Genomic DNA, 18,764 nt, shown 5'->3' on the forward strand with positions numbered 1-18,764 from the left:
GATAAAGGTGGCTGAAAATCAGGGTTTATTTTTTTCTCTGTGACAAGAGGACAAGAAGTATTTTGTTTGGGAATTGAACAGGAGAGGAAAAAATGAGAGAATAGTTATAAAAACATTTTTTACGATAGATTTATTAAAATTTTGAGAATTGGATAATTTGGCTGGAGGAAAAATGAAAATAAAAAGGAGAATTTTTATTCCCAGAAAAATTTATATTAAACTTTTCTATTTAAATAAATTCAGTGGTTTCTAGGCAAATAAACCTAAAATTCGAGTTAGCTATCATGCTGAAATGATGATTATTTTGAAAACCGTATGAATATACAGTGAAATTTAGAATATCCGCGCATTTTATTTAAGATCATGAAATTAAATCAGAGCTGCGAAAACAACTCTGATTTAAGCGGTAAATATTACCTTAAGTAACTTGAGGCATGGTATAAAAGCGATAAAGCAAATATACTAAATACAGGTATTTTAACTGGTTTAAAGTGAACAAGTTTATAACCGATATTGACGATACATAAAACAATTAACGCAGGATAACAAACTTCTAAAATAGGAGCTAAAAAAGCAATAATTCCTGTAAAATTCAATGTTGAAAAAATGAAAGAAATAACTAGAGTGAGAATGAGAGAGTTATGATAAGAAATCTTTCCTTTAGAAACATCAAAATGTAAAAATTCTGCAAAAACAACCGCAAGTGCAATGGCTGTAGTTAGACAGGCTAATGCGACGGCAATCGAAGCGACAATTCCTGCATTCGGACCTAAAATTTGGTGAGATAAAGTTGCTAAAACTTGTTCTTTAGAAACTTCAGCGAGATTTTCGCTGTTATAGGCAGCAACATAGCTAAATCCTAAGTAAACCAAACCTAGCAAAAATGCCCCAATACAGCTAGCTTTTAGAGTTAATATTATCATTTTTTTATAATTAACATGTTCATGGGTTTGTGGTTCAACCCCTTTTTTCAAGCAAGCTAGTACGACTGAACAAAAAAAGAATGCTCCTAAAAGATCCATGGTCTGGTAGCCTTCTTGTAGTCCTACTAAAAATGTCTCATAAGGTTGATGAATTGAAGCAGGCAGATCATTTGCTTCCCAAAAACCCTTTAAAATAATAATAAGCAAAGAAAATAAGAGAAAGGGAGTTAAAACGTACCCTAATACATCGATAATGTTATTTTTGCGAAAAGTGAATAAATAAATTAAAATACAAGAAATAACACTAAAAGGAATCAGTTCTAAATGAGGGATAGCAAGACTAATGGTAGAATAGGAAAGAGCGATACATCGTGGTAAAGCTCCAAATGGGCCAATTAATCCCATGATAGTAAGAGCTATTAAAAAACCAGGAATCTTGCCTAAACGATTAAAAAAAGCTCGGTAATTTCCGTCAAAAAGAGTCATTGCAATCAGACCGAGAAAAGGAACTCCGACAGCTGTAATAAGAAGTCCAATAATAGCATATATATTTTGATCTTTTGCATGTTGCCCTAATGCGAGCGGAAATACAACATTTCCTGCTCCAAAAAACATTGAGAACATAGCAAGGCCAGTCGCTAAAGTATTTGACCTTGGTGAAGGCTTTTTCATATATTTCCTTTAATTTTCACTCTGTAAGATGAGTTTATCGATAAAAAATCAAAATAGTTTAATAATAGTAACAAATCATAATGAATTAATTTAAAATGGATAAGTGGTGATAAAAAACAGTCGTATGTATATGTGCGCTTAGCGCACAATAATGACATGAAGGAGAGAAGAGTTTAAAATAAATTTTAAGTGCAACATCTGAAAAATATTGTTAAATTTAGTAAATAACTTAATGTTTCAAGTTTTTAAAGTCAACGTCGAATTGCTAAGTAAATACTTAGTGATTTATTTTCTATTGTAAATACCCAAACCTTTCTATAAGGGAAAAAATATTTTTGGGAATAACAATCCTTACTTGAATTTATTTAGCTGGTATAGCAAGGAAGAAAAAAATTCAAAGCAAAAATTATTGATATTCAATGATATTACTGTATGATCTTGGTATCATCTTGACTTTTGATCATCGAACGGAGTATGAACTTAGGTAATTTTAAGAAATGGATAAAATATGAAAAGAGAACTGCAAGCTGTTAAAATTGCTCCATCGATTTTAGCGGGAGATTTCGGACATCTAGCAGATGAAGCTAAAAAAGCTGAGCAAGCAGGAGCAGATTCACTGCACTTAGATATTATGGATGGACATTTCGTTCCGAATTTAACGATGGGTTCTCAAGCAGTCGCTGCTATCAATCGAGCAACAAATTTGTTTTTAGATGTTCATTTAATGATTTATAACCCGTTTGACTACATTGAACGTTTTGTCCAAGCTGGAGCTGATAGTATTACTTTTCATATGGAAGCAACAGAAGATGTAGAAGAAACACTGGCTTATATTCGAAAATGTAATATACGAGCAGGTTTGGCATTCAATCCAGAAACATCTGTTTCTATGATACCTAAATATTTAGATAAATGTGATATGATTCTCTTGATGACTGTCAATCCAGGTTTTGGAGGACAAAAATTTATCGAAAAAGTGCTAGATAAAGTACAATTTACAAGAGACGTATGTAACCAGCTTAATATTCGAGCAGGGGGAGTGACCCTTAAAGATAATTCATCAACGAGTCATCAACTTCCTCCTTTTGATATTCAAGTCGATGGAGGGATTACTCATTTGAATGTAAGACGTTGCGTAGAAGCGGGGGCAAATGTTATTGTGGCAGGAACAAGCCTTTTTAAATCTCCAAACTTTGCCGATGCAATAAAGCAAATGCGGCAGTCTGCCGAAGGTCATTAAAAAATTAATAAATTGTTAACAGATAACTGTAGGAATTATGGCGACAAGTAATCAATTGACTCCAGGAATGACACTTTCCATTAACAACAAACTTTATCGTGTTGAATCCAGCGTAAAAGTAACAGTTCCTAAAGGGACTCCTTTTATTAAAGCTAAACTAAAAGATTTGAGCAATAATGAAATGGTTGAAAAAAGCTTTAAGCTAAATCAACCGATTAAAGATGTGTCATTAATTGAACGTCGCTTAGAGTTCCTTTATCCTGAAGGAGATGAGTATCTTTTTTTGGATGTTGTTAATTTAGACCAGGTCCGCGTTCCAGCTGAAATCGTGAGTGGCAAAGTTAATTATCTCAAAGAAGGGGTCGAGATTAAAGCTTTTTTTTATGGAGAAACAATCTTTGCAGTCGAGCTTCCGCAGTTTTTAGAATTAATGGTTGCTAAAACGCATTCGGATGACGAAAATGATTTAGCTAATGGAGCAAAAATTGCCATTTTAGAAACAGGGGCAAAAATTGAAGTTCCACCTTTTATTGAAACAGGAGATATTATCAAAGTTGACACTAAAACTGACGAATATATTCAACGTGTTTGATATTTAAAAGTGAAAATAAAGGGAAGGATAATCAAGTGATTATGATAAAAATAAACAGAATCCATTCATTGATTATCGAGTTTATACTAAGTCTAAATGAAATATTTGCAGAAACGGCCCCTGAAGCTATTTTATTAAAACAAACTGAAATTTTGACTTCGACAATCTCAGCGAAATTGATTCTTGAGCAAAATTTGCCTGCAAAGGCAAAAATTTTTAAATTTTGCCCTAAGGTAACAACAAACTATTGCTCACTTTGGACCTTTTCCTTATCGAAATGCTATTTTAGGTCGAGATTCCGACCCTTAAAGGAAAAATTTATTCAAGTCAATAAGGGACAAGCCCTTTTTAAGATGTTCTCATTTTTATTTAATTAGAAAGGAAATCGACGTGGAATTAAAACACATCAAAGAACTTATGGCAGTGATGGGGCGAACAGGAACAAAACGGCTCCAACTTAAACAAAATGAATTTGAATTGATACTCGAACGACAAGAGAATGGACATGGACGATCAATAGCTGATTCCACACTAATCGATTCAGAAGAACAAATTAGAACATATTTACAACAACGTACGGATCAGGCCCTTTCCCATGGTGCCGAAATGCCAACTGCTCGCCCTCCAATTCCTATTGCTGTTGAAGCTCCCAAAGTCGATACTAATAGCCTTTATGTCACATCTCCTATGGTAGGAACTTTTTATGGAGCCCCTTCACCTGATGATCCAAGTTTTATCAAAGTGGGAGATCGAATCGAGAAAAATAGTGTGGTTTGTATTATCGAAGCGATGAAAGTAATGAATGAAATTAAAGCAAATGTCTCAGGAGCAATAGCTGAAATCTTGGTCGAATCAGGACAGCCTGTAGAATTTGGTACGAAACTTTTCCGAATCGTTGAGTAATTTTTATTTATGCAAAAAGTTCTTATCGCTAACAGAGGCGAGATTGCCGTTCGAATTATTCGTGCTTGTCACGATTTAGGTCTTCAAACTGTGGCTGTTTATTCGCAAGCCGATGCTGAAGCTTTACACGTTCTTCATGCTGACGAAGCCATTTGTATTGGAGAAGCCCCTTCCCATAAATCTTATCTTAAAGTGCCAAATATTCTTTCTGCTTGTGAAATTACCGGAGCTGATGCGATCCATCCGGGTTACGGTTTTTTAAGCGAAAATGCAAATTTTGCCTCTATTTGTGAAAGCTGTGGCTTAAACTTTATTGGACCGGCTCCTCAATCTATTGCATTGCTTGGTGATAAAGCTAAAGCTAAAGCAACAGCAAAAAAAGCTGGTTGTCCTGTTATCCCAGGCTCAGATGGAGTCGTTGTGGATATTAAAGAAGCTTTGAAAGACGCAAAAAAATTAGGTTTCCCTATTTTCATTAAAGCTGTTGCGGGAGGTGGCGGGAAAGGAATTCGGATAGCTTACAACGAAGAAGAGTTTACGAAGCTATTTGCAGCTGCACGAGCTGAAGCTGAGGTGAGTTTTGGAAATCCAGACGTCTATTTAGAAAAAATGATTATGAATCCTCGACATATTGAAGTGCAAGTGTTAGGGGATAAATTCGGTCATTATATTCATTTAGGAGAAAGAGATTGCACTACTCAACGACGCAGACAAAAACTCATTGAAGAGTCTCCAAGTCCGGTTCTCAGTCAAAAAATGCGCCAAAGGATTGGTCAAGCTGCTGTCAATGTTGTTAAAGAAGCTAATTATTTTTCTGCGGGAACAGTAGAATTCCTTTTAGACAAAGATCAAAACTTTTATTTTATGGAAGTAAATACACGTATTCAAGTTGAGCATACGGTCACAGAAGAATTAACAGGTATTGATCTTGTGATGGAACAGCTCAAAATTGCTCGTGGAGAAAAATTGATTTTAGAACAAAAGGATGTAAAATTCACTGGTCATGTAATTCAATTTAGAATTAATGCAGAAAATCCTAGCCACAATTTTGCTCCCTCTCCTGGAAAATTAGAGTATTATCTTCCTCCTGGTGGCCCCCATGTTAGAGTTGACAGCGCTTGTTATTCAGGATATTCCATTCCTCCTAACTATGATTCAATGATTGCTAAATTAATTGTGAAGGGTAAAGATCGTACAGAAACTATTGCAATAGGAAAAAGAGCCCTAAGTGAATTTCATATTGGAGGGGTTAATTCCACAATACCTTTTCACCTTTATATGCTAGAAGATCCAAAATTTTTAAATGCAGATTTTGATCTGACTTATATCGATAACCTAATTGCAGAAGGTAATCGCTTTGAATTAGAATAGATATTGTCCAGTCCTTTGCTTAAAATTTATAAGAAAAAGTATTCTAAAATATATATATTCCTTGTAAATTTTGAGCAAAAATATTGAATTTATTGGTTCACAATAATGCCTCTTTTGCAGAGGCTTTCAAACAAATTTTTCATTTAACTTCATTGAAAAATAGTCTTTAATTTTTGTTTAATTAAACAACTCTTTATTATTTCTTAATTGCTTTGTAAGATATTCACGAAATATTTACAAAAAGACTGCATAAGAGATTTTTTTCAAAAGTAATCTTAGAAATAGGTAAAAAGAGCTTTCAGTTTGATTTAAATAAACTATAAAAACTATGAATAACGAGAATTAATAATGAAAATAAAATTTTATCAACTAACTAGTGTCTTAATTGTGGCTTTTTCATGGAATCTTTTGGCTGCCGCTGGGATAACTGAAGAGCAATTAACACCATTAGAATTATCATACATTGAAGAAAAACGATTTAAAGAAATTCCCACAGAAGTTCAAGCGCTTTTGCAGTCTACTGGGCAAAATCCCATTAGTTTTGATGATGAAGAGCTTCTTAACCGAATTCATAATGATGCTTACTACGCACCAATGGCTATTTCTGGAAATGCCGATGTCATTCAATTGAATGATGGTTCTCATTGGTCTGTTCATCCTTATCAAAGAGAAATCATACGTCACTGGGTACAAACAGACATCATTTTTATTAAGCCCAAATCTTCTTGTTTTTCTAACTATGCCTATGTCTTACAAAATCGATCGACTCGTGAAACCGTTGAAGTAAATTTAATTGGCGCTCCACAATCTATGAGCTCGGCTACTCGTTGGATTGTTAATCTTGAGCCTCGAAAAAAACTTATCCAATTAAACGACAATACCATTTGGCAAATTAATCAAGACGACTATACTTTTAGGAAATGGCATATAGGTCAATTAGTATTAGTCGGCGTTAATAACCATTGGCGTATTGCTCAATTCCCACATATTTTGATTAATACTGCCTTGTATGGTGTTCCTTACAGTGAAGCAGAATTTATTGGTTATCCCACTTATTAATAATAAATTAATTAGAAAGGTATCAAATAATGGATCCTATAAATATTTCCAGATCATGGACAACAACATATAGAAATGATTTTCCTTCGCACATAATTGTAACTGATGCAATTGTGGCAGTTGCAACGAGTGTAATTTCATTAGCTTTTGCCGACGCTTATCAAAGACAGTCTCCTCAATTTTCAGCAATATTGAGAATCTTTCCTTTGATAGCTGTGGCTGTATGGGTAATTAGAAGACTTGATTTTAATGCTGTTTACCTATCGCCATCTTTTCCGACAGAGCTGAACACTTTTGATCAACCTCATTACCAAAGCAATCATTTTGGAAGAGCTTGGAATTGGTGTAGCACTCCATACTATTGGGCAGCCAAAAGAATGTATTTACTTCCATTTATTCCCTTTTCTGTTATCAGTTCTGCACCTAGAAATAGGCAATATGGCTATGAAAATAATTATGATGTACCAACATGTTCAAGCCATTTTCCAGTAACAAGGAATAAAATGTATTCACTTCCTTCAAGGCGTTTTTCTGAAATGAATCATACCCCTGCAACACTACCCCCATCTTTTCAAGGGAGTTCGTATTCATCCATGCCTTTTCCTAATGTAGCTCACCCCTTTAAGACATCAAGTGCGAGTTTTTCTCGAAATACGTTTGGAAATATGCAGGAACTTCCTCAAACACGTTAATTTTAATGAATAGGATATGTGATATCGGCTGCTTAATAATGCGAATTTTATTTAAATGTTTAAAAATTTTTTAAAGCTCGATCACGTTGATAATGACGTTCAATTCCGTTTGCAACTTCTTCTGGATCATCCGTAATTTGAAACATTTGCAAATCACAGGAAGAAATACATCCATGAGCGAGCATGGTATCTTCCATCCAAGCAACCATTTTGTCCCAATAAGCTTTACCCATTAAATAAATAGGGAAGGCTTTGATTTTTTTTGTTTGGATGAGTGTTAAAGCTTCAAATAGTTCATCCAAAGTTCCTACCCCTCCAGGCAAAAAGACATATCCTTGCGCGTAGCGAATAAACATCACTTTTCTAATAAAAAAGTAGCGAAAATTAAGTCGATATTTGAAATCGATAAATCGATTCGGTTCACTTTCAAACGGGAGATCAATCGCAAGGCCACAAGAATGGCCTTTGGATTCTTGAGCACCTTTATTAGCCGCTTCCATAATTCCCGGTCCACCTCCAGTGATAATCGCGAAACCTTTCCGTGAAATATGTCTTGCAACATCAACTGCTAAATTGTAGTAAATGGATTCTGGCGGCAGACGAGCAGATCCAAAAATAGAAACGGAAGGACCTAGATTTGTCATTGTTTCAAAACCATCGACAAACTCTGAAATAATTCTAAAAACACGCCAAGAATCATGGGTAAAAAGTTGTTTTTCAATTTCAGGATTTAAAGCCATTGAGAACCCCATGAATTCGTATCGCTTCGGTTTTCGCCGAAATTAATTTTGTAAATTTCTTGTTTCTGCTTCTTTTTGCCTATTTCAGTTGGTTATGTCAATAAAAAATTTGAAAGGGTATAATAGGGAATTTATAAAGAATGAGAAAGAATTAGCTAGAAGAATAAAAAGCTATTTAATCGAAAATGAATTTAGATTGACAGCGAAGTTTGACTATATTAAATAGTTTAGCCTTTGTAGATTAGAGATCTGGAAAGGTTTATTTATGCTGGAGGGGAAGAGTGTTTGTTAGTTTTAGGCAAAATTCGAGAAAAAATGCGTTCCATTCGAGTTTGCTTAGCCTGACTATCTCCATGATGAGCTTTGCCATTTGCCACTTCATGAAGGTTTTCAATGGCAATAAATGCCTTAGGATCTTCTCGTAAAATTAAATCTTTGAGCTCTGCTAATTGAAGTCTTTCTGCAATGACATAAAGAATTTCACGCTCATCCCCAGAAAAACCCCCACGTCCGTACATAATAGTCAAACCCAATCCAAGTTCGTGGACAATCGCATCGGCTATTGCTTTTGATTTTGAAGAAATAATTAAAACGGATTTTGTTTCATCCAAACCGACGATCACCGAATCCATAATTTTAATCACGACAATATAAGTGATTAAAGACATGAGGGGAGGATGCCAATCTTTAAAAACAAATCCTGCTGCCCCAAACACAAAAATATTGCAAACTAAAACGACTTGACCAACAGTAAAGCCCGTTTTACGATTAATGATGATTCCTAAAATTTCAGTTCCATCCAAACATCCACCTTCGCGGATAATTAAGCCAAGACCAATTCCTAAAATAGCTCCGCCAATCACAACAACTTCTAAGCTATCTCCTCGAAACTGAATATGCAGCATATTGCTGATAAAAATCATTGAAGCAGCAAATAAAAAGGTTGCGAAAAGCATGTGAAGAACAAAGACCTTTCCAATAGATCGGTAAGCTAAAACAAGAAAGGGTAAGTTTAGGAGAATTAAAAGATAAGGAATTAAGGATTGTCGAAAAACGTTTCCTAATATCATTGCGACTCCGACAATACCACCATCAATCAAATTATTTGGAATAAAAAAAACTTCTAAAGCAAAAGCAGCTAAAAATGCTCCTATGGCAATCCAAAGGTAAGTAATAATCATTGAGAGAACGGAACGTTTCGAGGGGTGAGAAACATGCATAGTGGAACGCCCTTAGAGGATGAAAAAACCTAAAACTTTAACTTCGCAAAGACAGTCATCAATAGAAAAAAGGGAATTTTAAACTTACAGATCGAAAGAATGATTGAAGCGAACTATCTTAAAAATAGAACGCGGGAGACGGGACTCGAACCCGCAACTTCCGGCGTGACAAGCCGGTGCTCTAACCAATTGAACTACTCCCGCATTTGCAAGTATTGGGCGCAAAAGGACTCGAACCTATGACCACCTGTGTGTAAGACAGGAGCTCTACCAACTGAGCTATACGCCCTGCAAAATAAGCCTAAAGATTACATGTTCAATGAATTTAGCACAAGTTACTTTTTTTATAATATTTAAAATATTCATAAATTTTTAATATTAAGAAAATTATGAAATGACTGTAAAAAGTATGATTAATTTTATAACATTTATTACATGACATTTTAGATCTTTCTTTTAAAAACCTAGATTTTTAATGGCAATTTAAACATTTTTTTAAATAAAACTCAGGTTATAGCCTTGAACCGTTACCGACATGTATTTTTTTTAATAGGTTGCTTTCTTTTTTTGACTAGTTGTGGACCTAAATCTTTAGAAGATTATAAAGAAGAAGGTAAAGGGATTACTCGCTCTCTTATCCAAGAGTTGCGAGAAATTCGAAATAGAGATCAATTACTTGCTTCGACGAGCCTTTTACAAAAAAGATTTGATCAATTGGTTTTTGTCATGATTGGAGCTAGAGAATTTCAATATAAATACCCTAATATGGAATCTCATGAATTGACTCTAGCAGACCATGAACTTAGTGATAAATTAAGAATAGAATTAAACCGAATTTACCACATCGAAGGCGCTAAACAAATAATAGAAAAATGTCAAGAAATGGCCTTAAATCGTTTAGATGCTTGCGAAAAAAAATTAAGTAAATAATTTGAAGAGTAAGCCTTATGAAAGAACGGATTAATGTATTTGCTGAGTCTCTGCAAACACTACTTTTGGACGCAAAAGAGAAAGGCATGACAATTGAATCACTGATTCGTAATTTAGCTAAAAAAGGGCAAGCCGTTCTCTTGGTTTTATTAAGTCTGCCTTTTTGCCAACCTATTCAAATTCCCGGCTTTTCCACTCCCTTCGGAATTCTTCTCATATTTATTGGATTGAGAATAGGATTTGGACATCAAATTTGGCTTCCTAGATGGATTTTAGGGAAAAAAATTCCTTATTCAGTTTTAGAAAGAATTGCAAAATTAGCATTAAAAGTAACAAATAAATTGCGCTATTTTGTTTATCCTAGGCTTCCAAATCTGGTAAAAAATCCTATTCTATTAATTTTCCATGGATTAATGATTGCTATTTTGGGATTTGTCTTAGCTTTGCCATTGCCAATTCCTTTAAGTAATATTTTAGCTGCTTATCCTCTACTTATTTTCGGATTAGCTATTTTGGAAGACGATGGAGCGGCAATTCTTATTGCCTATGGATTAAGCCTAGTATGTTTCACAATACTTGGGGGGGTAATCTGGTTAGGAAAAGAAGGAGCATCTAGTTTTTTTGATTTTTATGTTTATAGATAAAAACATACAAGCCTTTACATATTCCCTTCCTCATTCGCATAGTTTTTATCCATAAAACAAGTTTTACAAGAACTCTGTTCTGTTTTTTCTTTCTTTTTTATATAATAACCAGAAAAGTGTGCATGTTTTCTCTTATTATTTATTTTATGCATATAAAAAAGAAGAATTAAATCTTTTAATTTAAATCAGTTGAAAAAGACTTTCTTAGTTTGATCCAATAGAACTACAGCTTCAAAGTATTTTAGATTAAAATTTTAATTTTATGCGTACGCAATTAGCAGTTAATGAAATGAAGGAATCTCATTGTGAATGTTTTAGAAAAGAGAGTGGAAAATCAAGTTCAATTTTGGTCACTTTTAGGTCCATTTTTAATTCTTCTCTCGATAGCTGTTTTACTTTTTAAGGTCTCTTCACATTGGTATTTTCCTTTAAGTGCTTTAATTGGAATTCCTCTTTGTGTCAAATGGAAAATAAAGGGCATGGCAGCTGCACTTGGCTGTCTGTTATCTTTTTCTGTTGTAGGCTATCTTTCGATTGATTTAGATGAGCAATTTTGGCACGTTGGAATGGCTTTAGCAATGGCCTTTTCTTTCATTGTTTTGACCCTGTCTTTAGAAGAGGTTGAGGGGTTGGTTGATAAATTACAACTTGAGTCTCAAAGCCGTTTAGACAATTTTTTACGTTTAGAGGAAAAGCTAAAGACAATGGAACATACCTGGTTTGTAGAAAAGGAATCTATTCAAGGCCAGGTTATATCTCTTACAAATGATCTTACGCAAATTCAAGATGAAAGACAGACATTTTATAAGCTCGCTTTACTTTCTAAAGATGAACTTTCTCACTTCAAGAGTGAACATGACAAACTTTTACAGGAACTATTTTACAAAAAGCAGTCAATTGCTCAGTTGAATGAAAAATTGCATGATTCAGAAATGCATTTACAAGAATATATCAATACGGATTCAGCGAGTACAATTTCTAAACTTAAACAAAATGTCTCTAACTTAGAAGAAGAAAAAGAACTCATTGATTCGCAATTTCAAGAACTCAAAAAAGATCATGAGCACTTATTGGAAGTTTTTTATAAAAGCCAGCAGAATGAAAAAGAATACTCAAAACAGTGTGAAGATTCTCAAAAAGAAATCGAAAGACACCAGATTTTAATTAAAAATTTTCATGATCAATACCAATGTTTAGAAAATGAGAAAAATGATATTCAATCCCATCTAATATCTGTGCAAACTCAATTGGAGCGAACAACTTTTCTTATTCAGCAAAATGAATCATTTATTCAAATACAAACCCATAAAATTCAACAACTGGAACAATTGTTGGAGCAAAGAGAAAATGAAATTCAGTTGCATGCAGAAACAAAGATTTCATTGCAAAATCAACTTGTTGGAGAAGAAATTTTAAAAAAACATGGGGAAGATTTAAAGTACAAGTTAGAGCAGCTTCAAACTCAACATGATCAAGAAAAAGGCATACTTGAACAACAGCACCTAGTTCAACAAAACCAACTACGGGGGCAGTTAAATCAATTAATGCAAGAAATTGATGATTTAAATAGTCAAACCTTAAATTACCAGGCTCAAGGCGAGAAAATTCAAAAAATTCAAGTGCAGCTTCAGTTGTCTCAAGAATTAAATCAAGAATTAGAGCAAGATTTAGAGGAGCTTCGTAAAAAGCTTTTAAATTACAAACAAGAGCTAGATGAAACCAATCAGCATCTGATCGAAATAGATCTATTAAAACAAAGTAAGCTCGGATTAGAACAAGAATTAGGTCTGATTACTGAACAATTGAAACAAAGTCAACAAGAAGTAGATCAGTTAAAAACTGTAGAAAACCAATTGATTTTAATGACAGAAAATAATCAGTTGCTAGAAAAAACTGTCGATCAACTTAAAAAAGAATTTTTAGAGTTACAAGAAAAAACAAGCTCTTTTCAATTATCTGAACAGCATAAAAATTTTACGGAAATTCAATTTCGCAAAATGGAAGGCCTTTATCTTCAACTTAGAAAGCAATTTCAAGAAAAATCAATGGTCCTTGACAAAACACGACAAGAGCTCTTTTTGACTCAAGAAAAAATGACTAGCTTGTACAAGTCTATCGAAGAAGAACAGATTTTTGATTTTTCCGAAAATGAAAGGTTTTTACAAAAAGATTTACACATTTTATCGGTAGAGTATGAGAAAGTCATTTCAGATTATAGGGTTGAAATAGACGAAATGTCAGATTTGATCTCCATTTTATTGAAACAATGCTAGATTTATCTCAAAACAGAAGGTTGGTTTATTCATTTAGAATCCCTATAAACTATCAGCAGCTTTACACCAAATAGTGAGAGGTTGATTTGAGACTGAATCAAAAATTTAGCTATAAAAGCAAGAAATAACTATTGAAATTCGAATAATCTTACAAAAACTATCTTTTCCAATTTGTCAAAATTTCATGACCATTTTCTGTGACTAAAAGCGTGTGTTCCCACTGTGCACTTGCTTTCCCGTCCTTTGTTCTTGCTGTCCATTGGTCAATAGGATCAATAATTGCTTCTCTTGAACCAGCATTGATCATCGGTTCAATTGTAAATGTCATTCCAGGAACGAGAAGAATAGAATTATAATTGCGATGATGAGAAATTTGAGGTCCTTCATGAAAATTGATACCGACACCATGCCCAACAAATTGATAAACAACTGAACAATTCTTTGAATGAGCATAATTTTCTATTACATCTCCAATTGCTGAAATGGCAATCCCTGGTTTTATTATCTCTATCGCACGCATTAAACAATTATAAGAGACGTCAACAACAAGTCGTTTTTCTGTGTCAACTTTGCCAATCATCACCATGGCACTGCAGTCGCCATAATAACCATTTAAAATGCATGTCACGTCAATATTTAAAATATCACCCTCTTTAAGAGGAATTTCATTTGGAATGCCATGGCAAATAACATCATTTAAAGAGGTACAAATACTTTTGGGAAAGGGAGGATGCCCATAATTTAAAGGAGCTGGAATCGCACCTGCAGCATCATGCAGTTTATGAGCGTAATCATTGAGCTCTTGTGTTGTGACACCCACTTTTGCTTTAGCGCATGCTGCTTCTAAGATACGACTTGCTAGATGACAAGATGCTCGGATTCCATCAATTTGTTTTTGATCTTTAATAATGATACGATGTTGGCGTAAGTATTCTTCACGGGTGCTTTCTTTAGATTTTTTTTGTGGAGAGCTTTCATTTGGATAATGACATTTTTTCCATTTTTGGCCACTTCCACACCAACATATATCGTTTCTACCGATCATAAAAAATTCCTTTCTGCATTCAATAACCCTTATTTAAAATAAGAATATCTAAAAAATTATCTTTTAAGCAACCTTCATGCTAAACAAAGTTTGCAAAAAATAAGTATATGTTTCAGACAAATGATTGCATATTTTTAATAAATTCATTAAGTTGCATAAAACATTAGAGAATTCTTCTTAGGCATAAAATGAAAAAAAGCTTTCTTAATGAATGCTTAAGAAAAGTTAGATAGCAACCCCTTTTTCTTATTTGGAGTTTCGCATGTCAAAAACGTCCCCATCTCATTTTTTTAATTATTCTGCTAGTAAAAAACTTCAAGAATTAGCTAAGCATCCTCTTGATTTAACTAAAGAACTTACTCCAGAAAGAGTAACACAATATGTGGCGGAAGCTGGTGGATTTAAACTACTTTACGGAACAGAAAGAGTAACAAATGATGTTTTGGCCGCATTGAAACAATTGTCTGAAGAATCGCATGCTTTAGATAAAATGAATCACATGCAAGATGGGGAGGTAATGAATTTTATAGAGAGGTTTCCTTCAGAAAATCGACCGGCATTGCACACAGCAACAAGAGATTTATTTGACTATCCTAGGACCGCTAAAAAAGCTCAAGAAGCGGCTCAATTGGCGAAAGCTGAACTTGAAAAACTTCGTCAATTTTTAGAAAAAAATGATCAGAATTATCATTTTACAGATCTTGTTACAGTTGCCATTGGAGGGTCTGATTTAGGGCCACGAGCTCATTATTATGCTCTGGAGCATCTTTTAAAACCTGGTCATCATGTTCATTTTATTTCCAATGTAGATCCTGATGATGTAGCAGGTGTTTTTAGAAAAATTCCTGATTTAAAGAAAACGCTTGTTGCTGTTGTTTCAAAATCTGGCACAACGCTTGAAACAGCAACTAATGAAGAATTGGTGCGCGAGAAATTTAGACAGGCGGGTCTAGATCCTAAAAAACATTTTGTTTCAATCACAATGCCTGGAACACCAATGGATAACCAAGAACAATATCTCAAAACTTTTTATCTGTGGGATTGGATAGGAGGACGTTACTCAACAACTTCCATGTGCGGAGCCTTAATATTATCTTTTGCCTTTGGAATCAATACCTTTTGGGAATTTCTTAAAGGTGCGCATGAAATGGATAGAATTGCTTTAGAAACCAATTTGAATAAAAATTTACCTTTATTAGCTGCCCTTTTAGGGATTTGGAATCGCAATTTTTTAGATTATCCCACTGTGGCTTTAATTCCCTACTCTCAAGCATTATTGCGATACACTGCTCATATTCAACAAGTAGACATGGAATCTAATGGAAAGCATATTGATCAGCAAGGGCTCATGACTAACTTTCACACTGGACCAATTATTTGGGGTGAACCCGGGACGAACTCGCAACATTCTTTCTTTCAATTAATTCATCAAGGAACAGCGACGGTTCCCGTGAGTATTATTGCCTTCAAAGAAAATCTTTACGGAGAGGATCTAGAATTTCAAGGTACAACTTCTCAAGAAAAGTTATTATCAAATCTTTTTGCTCAAAGTCTTGCTTTAGCAACAGGGCAAATTTCAGAGAACCCAAACAAAACATTTTTAGGAAATAGACCGACAAATATTTTATTGGCTAAAAAACTTACTCCTTATACTTTAGGGGCTCTTCTTTCTTTTTTCGAAAATAAAGTGGCTTTTCAAGGATTTATTTGGGGAATTAATTCATTTGATCAAGAAGGGGTTCAATTAGGCAAAGTTTTAGCTAATCGTTTAATAAATGAGTTTGCTAATCAAAGAAAAAAAACAAAACTTTCTTCTTTTGCAATTGGTGAAGCTTACTTGAAACATTTAGATCATTTTAGCTAATATAGATCTAATTCTCGGGTTTATGGCTTGGACATCATTTAAGTATTAAACTTATTGTTTTGTTTATGCGAACCGTGAGTGAAAAATTAAGTGGATGGAAATGAATTCTTTATTTCAAATTGAGATTCCTAAACGCAATGGATTATGTTCTGGTCACGCGGAAAGACTTCAAGCTGGCATGGAATATTATTCGTTAATTGTTGAAGGGGAAGATCACCAAGTGATTCGACAAGATTTTTGTGCTGCTTGTTGGCCTCATGCAATTAAATCGGAGCTATTTTTGAAAAAAAGGGGTTTTTGGAAATCAAAAATTGAGCATAAAAAAAATGAAGTGCCTTCTTTACGTTTCGAGCGCGCTTTACATCTTTTAAAAGAGCTACTTGAACAACCCTCTCAAAATGAGGAAGAAATTTTTATTTTAAGTGTATTTCTTTCTCATTCAAAAAAATTAATATTAAGACAAGAATTTGAAAAAGAAGGAAGTCAATGGGGATTATACGAAATTGCCCATCAAGATGAATTTTTGACAATTAAAATTTTCCCTCTTACCACTTTAGAAACAGAAAAAGTACAAAAAAGATTAGCCGAAAAGTTAGGTGATGGCCAAAAAATTAAGTCTCAACACTTATGATTAGAGACTTAGAAGATTTTTTTATTTATTTAGCTTCAGAAAAAGGATTAGCTCAAAATACTTTAGAGGCTTATCAAAGAGACCTTCTCTCTTTTGTAACCTTTTTGAAACAACGTTCAGTAAATAATTGGTCACAGATTCATTTGCAAGCTATAATTGATTATTTAGCTTTAAAACAACAACAACATTACGCCTCAGCTTCTATTTGTCGGGCTCTTATCGCCATTAAAGTTTTATTTCGCTTTTTAAAACGAGAAGGAATGATTACGACAAATATTCTTCTTCTGATCGAAACCCCTAAACTTTGGCAATTAATTCCAGATGTTCTTTCTTTAGAAGAAATAGATCGTATATTAGCCATACCTAACATTCAAACATGGAGAGGAGCACGAGATAAAGCAATTTTAGAAACTTTATATGCTTGTGGATTACGAGTATCAGAACTTTGCCAATTGAAAATTTATGATGTGAACGATACTTTTGTGCGAGTTTTAGGAAAAGGTGGAAAAGAAAGGATTGTTCCCATCGGGCAACAGGCAATTGTAGCCATCGATTGTTATTTGTCTTTTAGAGAGGGGGGAGAAAATTCCAGAAATGAATTTCTTTTTATCACGAAAAAAAGTAAACCGCTTACTCGTGCTCTTGTTTGGAAACTTGTCAAATTTTATGCCCGTCAAGCATCTATCTTCAAATCCATTTCCCCTCATACTTTTCGGCATACGTTTGCGACTCATTTATTAGATCATGGGGCAGACTTAAGGGTCATTCAAGATATGCTTGGACACGCAAGCATCAATAGCACAGATCGATATACTCATGTTAGTCAAATACGCTTACAACAAGCTTTTCAAGCTTTTCATCCGAGAAATTGAAGAAATTTAAATTTGTTGTTAAGGTACAACTGCATTCACTGCATTAGGTTGTTGACGTTGCTTGCAGCGATGGTAAAGATATGTTCCACATTTCGCTGAATAATAAAGTGTCGCGATGACAATTGATGTTGGTAGGGTATAAACAGCAACGAATGTTCCTATACTCCAAAAAGCGATCTGTTCAATAAAGGATTTTTGAGCAGAGTAAATTATATTAACTTTTTCTACAATTTCGCGTACATGACGTTCAAGAACAATCCCTATAGTAAAACCCATTAGAAAAAGATTAGGATGAAGGTAAAGGAGACAAACAACGCTAATAGATTGAATGATAACGTCTAGGGCTACACGATGAGCAATTTTCGTTGTGATGTCGGTTAAAATTTCAGCTGCATCTATCGTTGAGCCCACTAAAGTATGATTGGTATAATATTGAATTCTATCAAGCATGAATATTTCCTAGTTAGAAAATGATTTAAGAGCTCAAATTATTTTAGTTTAGCTAAAATTTAAATTTTCATTATTCAATAATAAAATCGCGTTAAATTCGATGAATTCTAAGGACATTATTCTATATAGTTTTTAATTTTTTTGACAATAGGTATTTAATTGGATTTAAGTCTTTACAAAGATTATTGTATAAATAAATGCAAAATTGTGCAGTTAGGTAGGAATTGTAAGGATAAGAGTAGGGAATGCAGATTCCCATACTCAGATCCATTTCAAATAAAAAAAATATTAGCGATCGTCTTCGCTTTCAACTTCTTCTTCTTCAGTAAATTCATCTTCTAAATTACTCAAAAAAATTTCGTCCATTAAACTATTTAGTAAGGTTAAGTGAGCTGCAATATCTACTTTAGTTTTTGTATCTAATGGCTTACCAGCAGAAAGAGAAGAGGCTTTATTTTCAATAATTGTGATCACTTCTTCAACAAATTTACCAATAGGCTCTAAAGAATCATCTTCTTGAACAGCTGAACTGATATCTTGTCTCGCTAAAACTAAATCTTCTTTAATTTCGGATAATTCTGGCAATTGAATGAAATCTTGGCTCATAAATATACACCGTCCTTTAAAAATGGGTGATTGCTAA

At 33.9% G+C, this 18,764-nt stretch carries 18 protein-coding genes and 2 tRNA genes; 12 read left to right on the top strand and 8 right to left on the bottom strand.

The features are described from left to right. Positions 1-413: 413 nt before the first annotated feature. On the bottom strand, positions 414-1,595 hold the full coding sequence (gene brnQ / locus BU804_RS07620; RefSeq protein WP_075883605.1) for a branched-chain amino acid transport system II carrier protein: 1,182 nt from the start codon (positions 1,593-1,595) through the stop codon (positions 414-416). Positions 1,596-2,103: 508 nt separating this feature from the next. Between brnQ and rpe the strand changes: the two genes are divergently transcribed. The 6 genes from rpe (at position 2,104) to BU804_RS07655 (ending at position 7,452) form a co-directional block, all read left to right on the top strand. Continuing rightward, the gene (gene rpe, locus BU804_RS07625; protein WP_075883606.1) at positions 2,104-2,835 is read left to right on the top strand and encodes a ribulose-phosphate 3-epimerase; all 732 of its coding nucleotides are present in this window, start codon (positions 2,104-2,106) and stop codon (positions 2,833-2,835) included. A 37-nt stretch (positions 2,836-2,872) separates the two neighbouring features. Then, positions 2,873-3,427: an elongation factor P gene (locus tag BU804_RS07630; protein WP_075883607.1), complete on the top strand. Its 555-nt coding sequence runs from the start codon at positions 2,873-2,875 to the stop codon at positions 3,425-3,427. Between the two features lie 390 nt (positions 3,428-3,817). Next, entirely contained in the window at positions 3,818-4,330 is a 513-nt protein-coding gene (gene accB, locus BU804_RS07640; RefSeq protein WP_011175321.1) for an acetyl-CoA carboxylase biotin carboxyl carrier protein, read from the top strand. A 9-nt stretch (positions 4,331-4,339) separates the two neighbouring features. Beyond that, a complete protein-coding gene (gene accC / locus BU804_RS07645; RefSeq protein WP_039357747.1) occupies positions 4,340-5,701 on the top strand; it encodes an acetyl-CoA carboxylase biotin carboxylase subunit in 1,362 nt (453 codons plus the stop codon). A gap of 348 nt (positions 5,702-6,049) precedes the next feature. Then, positions 6,050-6,760: a hypothetical protein gene (locus BU804_RS07650; RefSeq protein ID WP_075883609.1), complete on the top strand. Its 711-nt coding sequence runs from the start codon at positions 6,050-6,052 to the stop codon at positions 6,758-6,760. 29 nt (positions 6,761-6,789) lie between these two features. After that, positions 6,790-7,452: a hypothetical protein gene (locus tag BU804_RS07655; protein WP_075883610.1), complete on the top strand. Its 663-nt coding sequence runs from the start codon at positions 6,790-6,792 to the stop codon at positions 7,450-7,452. Between the two features lie 59 nt (positions 7,453-7,511). On the opposite strand, the gene BU804_RS07660 is transcribed toward BU804_RS07655, so the two are convergent. The 4 genes from BU804_RS07660 to BU804_RS07675 all read right to left on the bottom strand — a co-directional run bounded on the left by BU804_RS07660 (position 7,512) and on the right by BU804_RS07675 (position 9,701). After that, positions 7,512-8,192, bottom strand: coding sequence for an LOG family protein (locus tag BU804_RS07660; protein ID WP_226996167.1), 681 nt, complete (start codon positions 8,190-8,192; stop codon positions 7,512-7,514). Between the two features lie 263 nt (positions 8,193-8,455). Next, positions 8,456-9,412 (bottom strand): YitT family protein, encoded by a 957-nt coding sequence (locus tag BU804_RS07665; protein WP_075883612.1) that lies wholly within the window; start codon positions 9,410-9,412, stop codon positions 8,456-8,458. 130 nt (positions 9,413-9,542) lie between these two features. Further along, positions 9,543-9,616 (bottom strand) — tRNA-Asp (locus tag BU804_RS07670). A gap of 12 nt (positions 9,617-9,628) precedes the next feature. After that, positions 9,629-9,701, bottom strand: a tRNA-Val gene (locus tag BU804_RS07675). 230 nt (positions 9,702-9,931) lie between these two features. On the opposite strand from BU804_RS07675, the gene BU804_RS07680 reads away from it, so the two are divergent. From BU804_RS07680 to BU804_RS07690, 3 genes are all read left to right on the top strand, one after another. After that, on the top strand, positions 9,932-10,342 hold the full coding sequence (locus BU804_RS07680) for a hypothetical protein (RefSeq protein ID WP_011175327.1): 411 nt from the start codon (positions 9,932-9,934) through the stop codon (positions 10,340-10,342). A 17-nt stretch (positions 10,343-10,359) separates the two neighbouring features. Then, positions 10,360-10,986 carry an exopolysaccharide biosynthesis protein gene (locus BU804_RS07685; RefSeq protein WP_075883613.1) on the top strand — a complete coding sequence of 209 codons (627 nt, stop codon included), beginning with the start codon at positions 10,360-10,362 and terminating at the stop codon, positions 10,984-10,986. Positions 10,987-11,291: 305 nt separating this feature from the next. Beyond that, positions 11,292-13,259, top strand: coding sequence for a hypothetical protein (locus tag BU804_RS07690; RefSeq protein ID WP_075883614.1), 1,968 nt, complete (start codon positions 11,292-11,294; stop codon positions 13,257-13,259). Between the two features lie 157 nt (positions 13,260-13,416). Here BU804_RS07690 and BU804_RS07695 read toward each other — a convergent pair whose 3' ends face one another. Next, positions 13,417-14,304: a methionyl aminopeptidase gene (locus BU804_RS07695; protein WP_079988661.1), complete on the bottom strand. Its 888-nt coding sequence runs from the start codon at positions 14,302-14,304 to the stop codon at positions 13,417-13,419. A 262-nt stretch (positions 14,305-14,566) separates the two neighbouring features. Between BU804_RS07695 and BU804_RS07700 the strand changes: the two genes are divergently transcribed. The 3 genes from BU804_RS07700 to xerD all read left to right on the top strand — a co-directional run bounded on the left by BU804_RS07700 (position 14,567) and on the right by xerD (position 17,671). Continuing rightward, a complete protein-coding gene (locus BU804_RS07700) occupies positions 14,567-16,168 on the top strand; it encodes a glucose-6-phosphate isomerase (protein ID WP_075883615.1) in 1,602 nt (533 codons plus the stop codon). Positions 16,169-16,268: 100 nt separating this feature from the next. Further along, positions 16,269-16,799, top strand: coding sequence for a hypothetical protein (locus BU804_RS07705; protein ID WP_075883616.1), 531 nt, complete (start codon positions 16,269-16,271; stop codon positions 16,797-16,799). Beyond that, complete coding sequence (gene xerD, locus BU804_RS07710) at positions 16,796-17,671, top strand: site-specific tyrosine recombinase XerD (protein ID WP_075883617.1); 876 nt, start codon at positions 16,796-16,798, stop codon at positions 17,669-17,671. The genes BU804_RS07705 and xerD overlap by 4 nt, the downstream gene beginning before the upstream one ends. 18 nt (positions 17,672-17,689) lie before the next feature. Here the strand turns inward: xerD and BU804_RS07715 are convergent, their stop codons facing one another. Both BU804_RS07715 and BU804_RS07720 read right to left on the bottom strand, forming a co-directional pair. Further along, a complete protein-coding gene (locus tag BU804_RS07715; RefSeq protein ID WP_075883618.1) occupies positions 17,690-18,121 on the bottom strand; it encodes a hypothetical protein in 432 nt (143 codons plus the stop codon). A gap of 288 nt (positions 18,122-18,409) precedes the next feature. Further along, complete coding sequence (locus BU804_RS07720) at positions 18,410-18,727, bottom strand: hypothetical protein (RefSeq protein ID WP_011175336.1); 318 nt, start codon at positions 18,725-18,727, stop codon at positions 18,410-18,412. Positions 18,728-18,764: the final 37 nt, after the last annotated feature.

Source organism: Candidatus Protochlamydia sp. W-9 (assembly GCF_001950615.1).
Lineage (GTDB): Bacteria > Chlamydiota > Chlamydiia > Chlamydiales > Parachlamydiaceae > Protochlamydia > Protochlamydia amoebophila.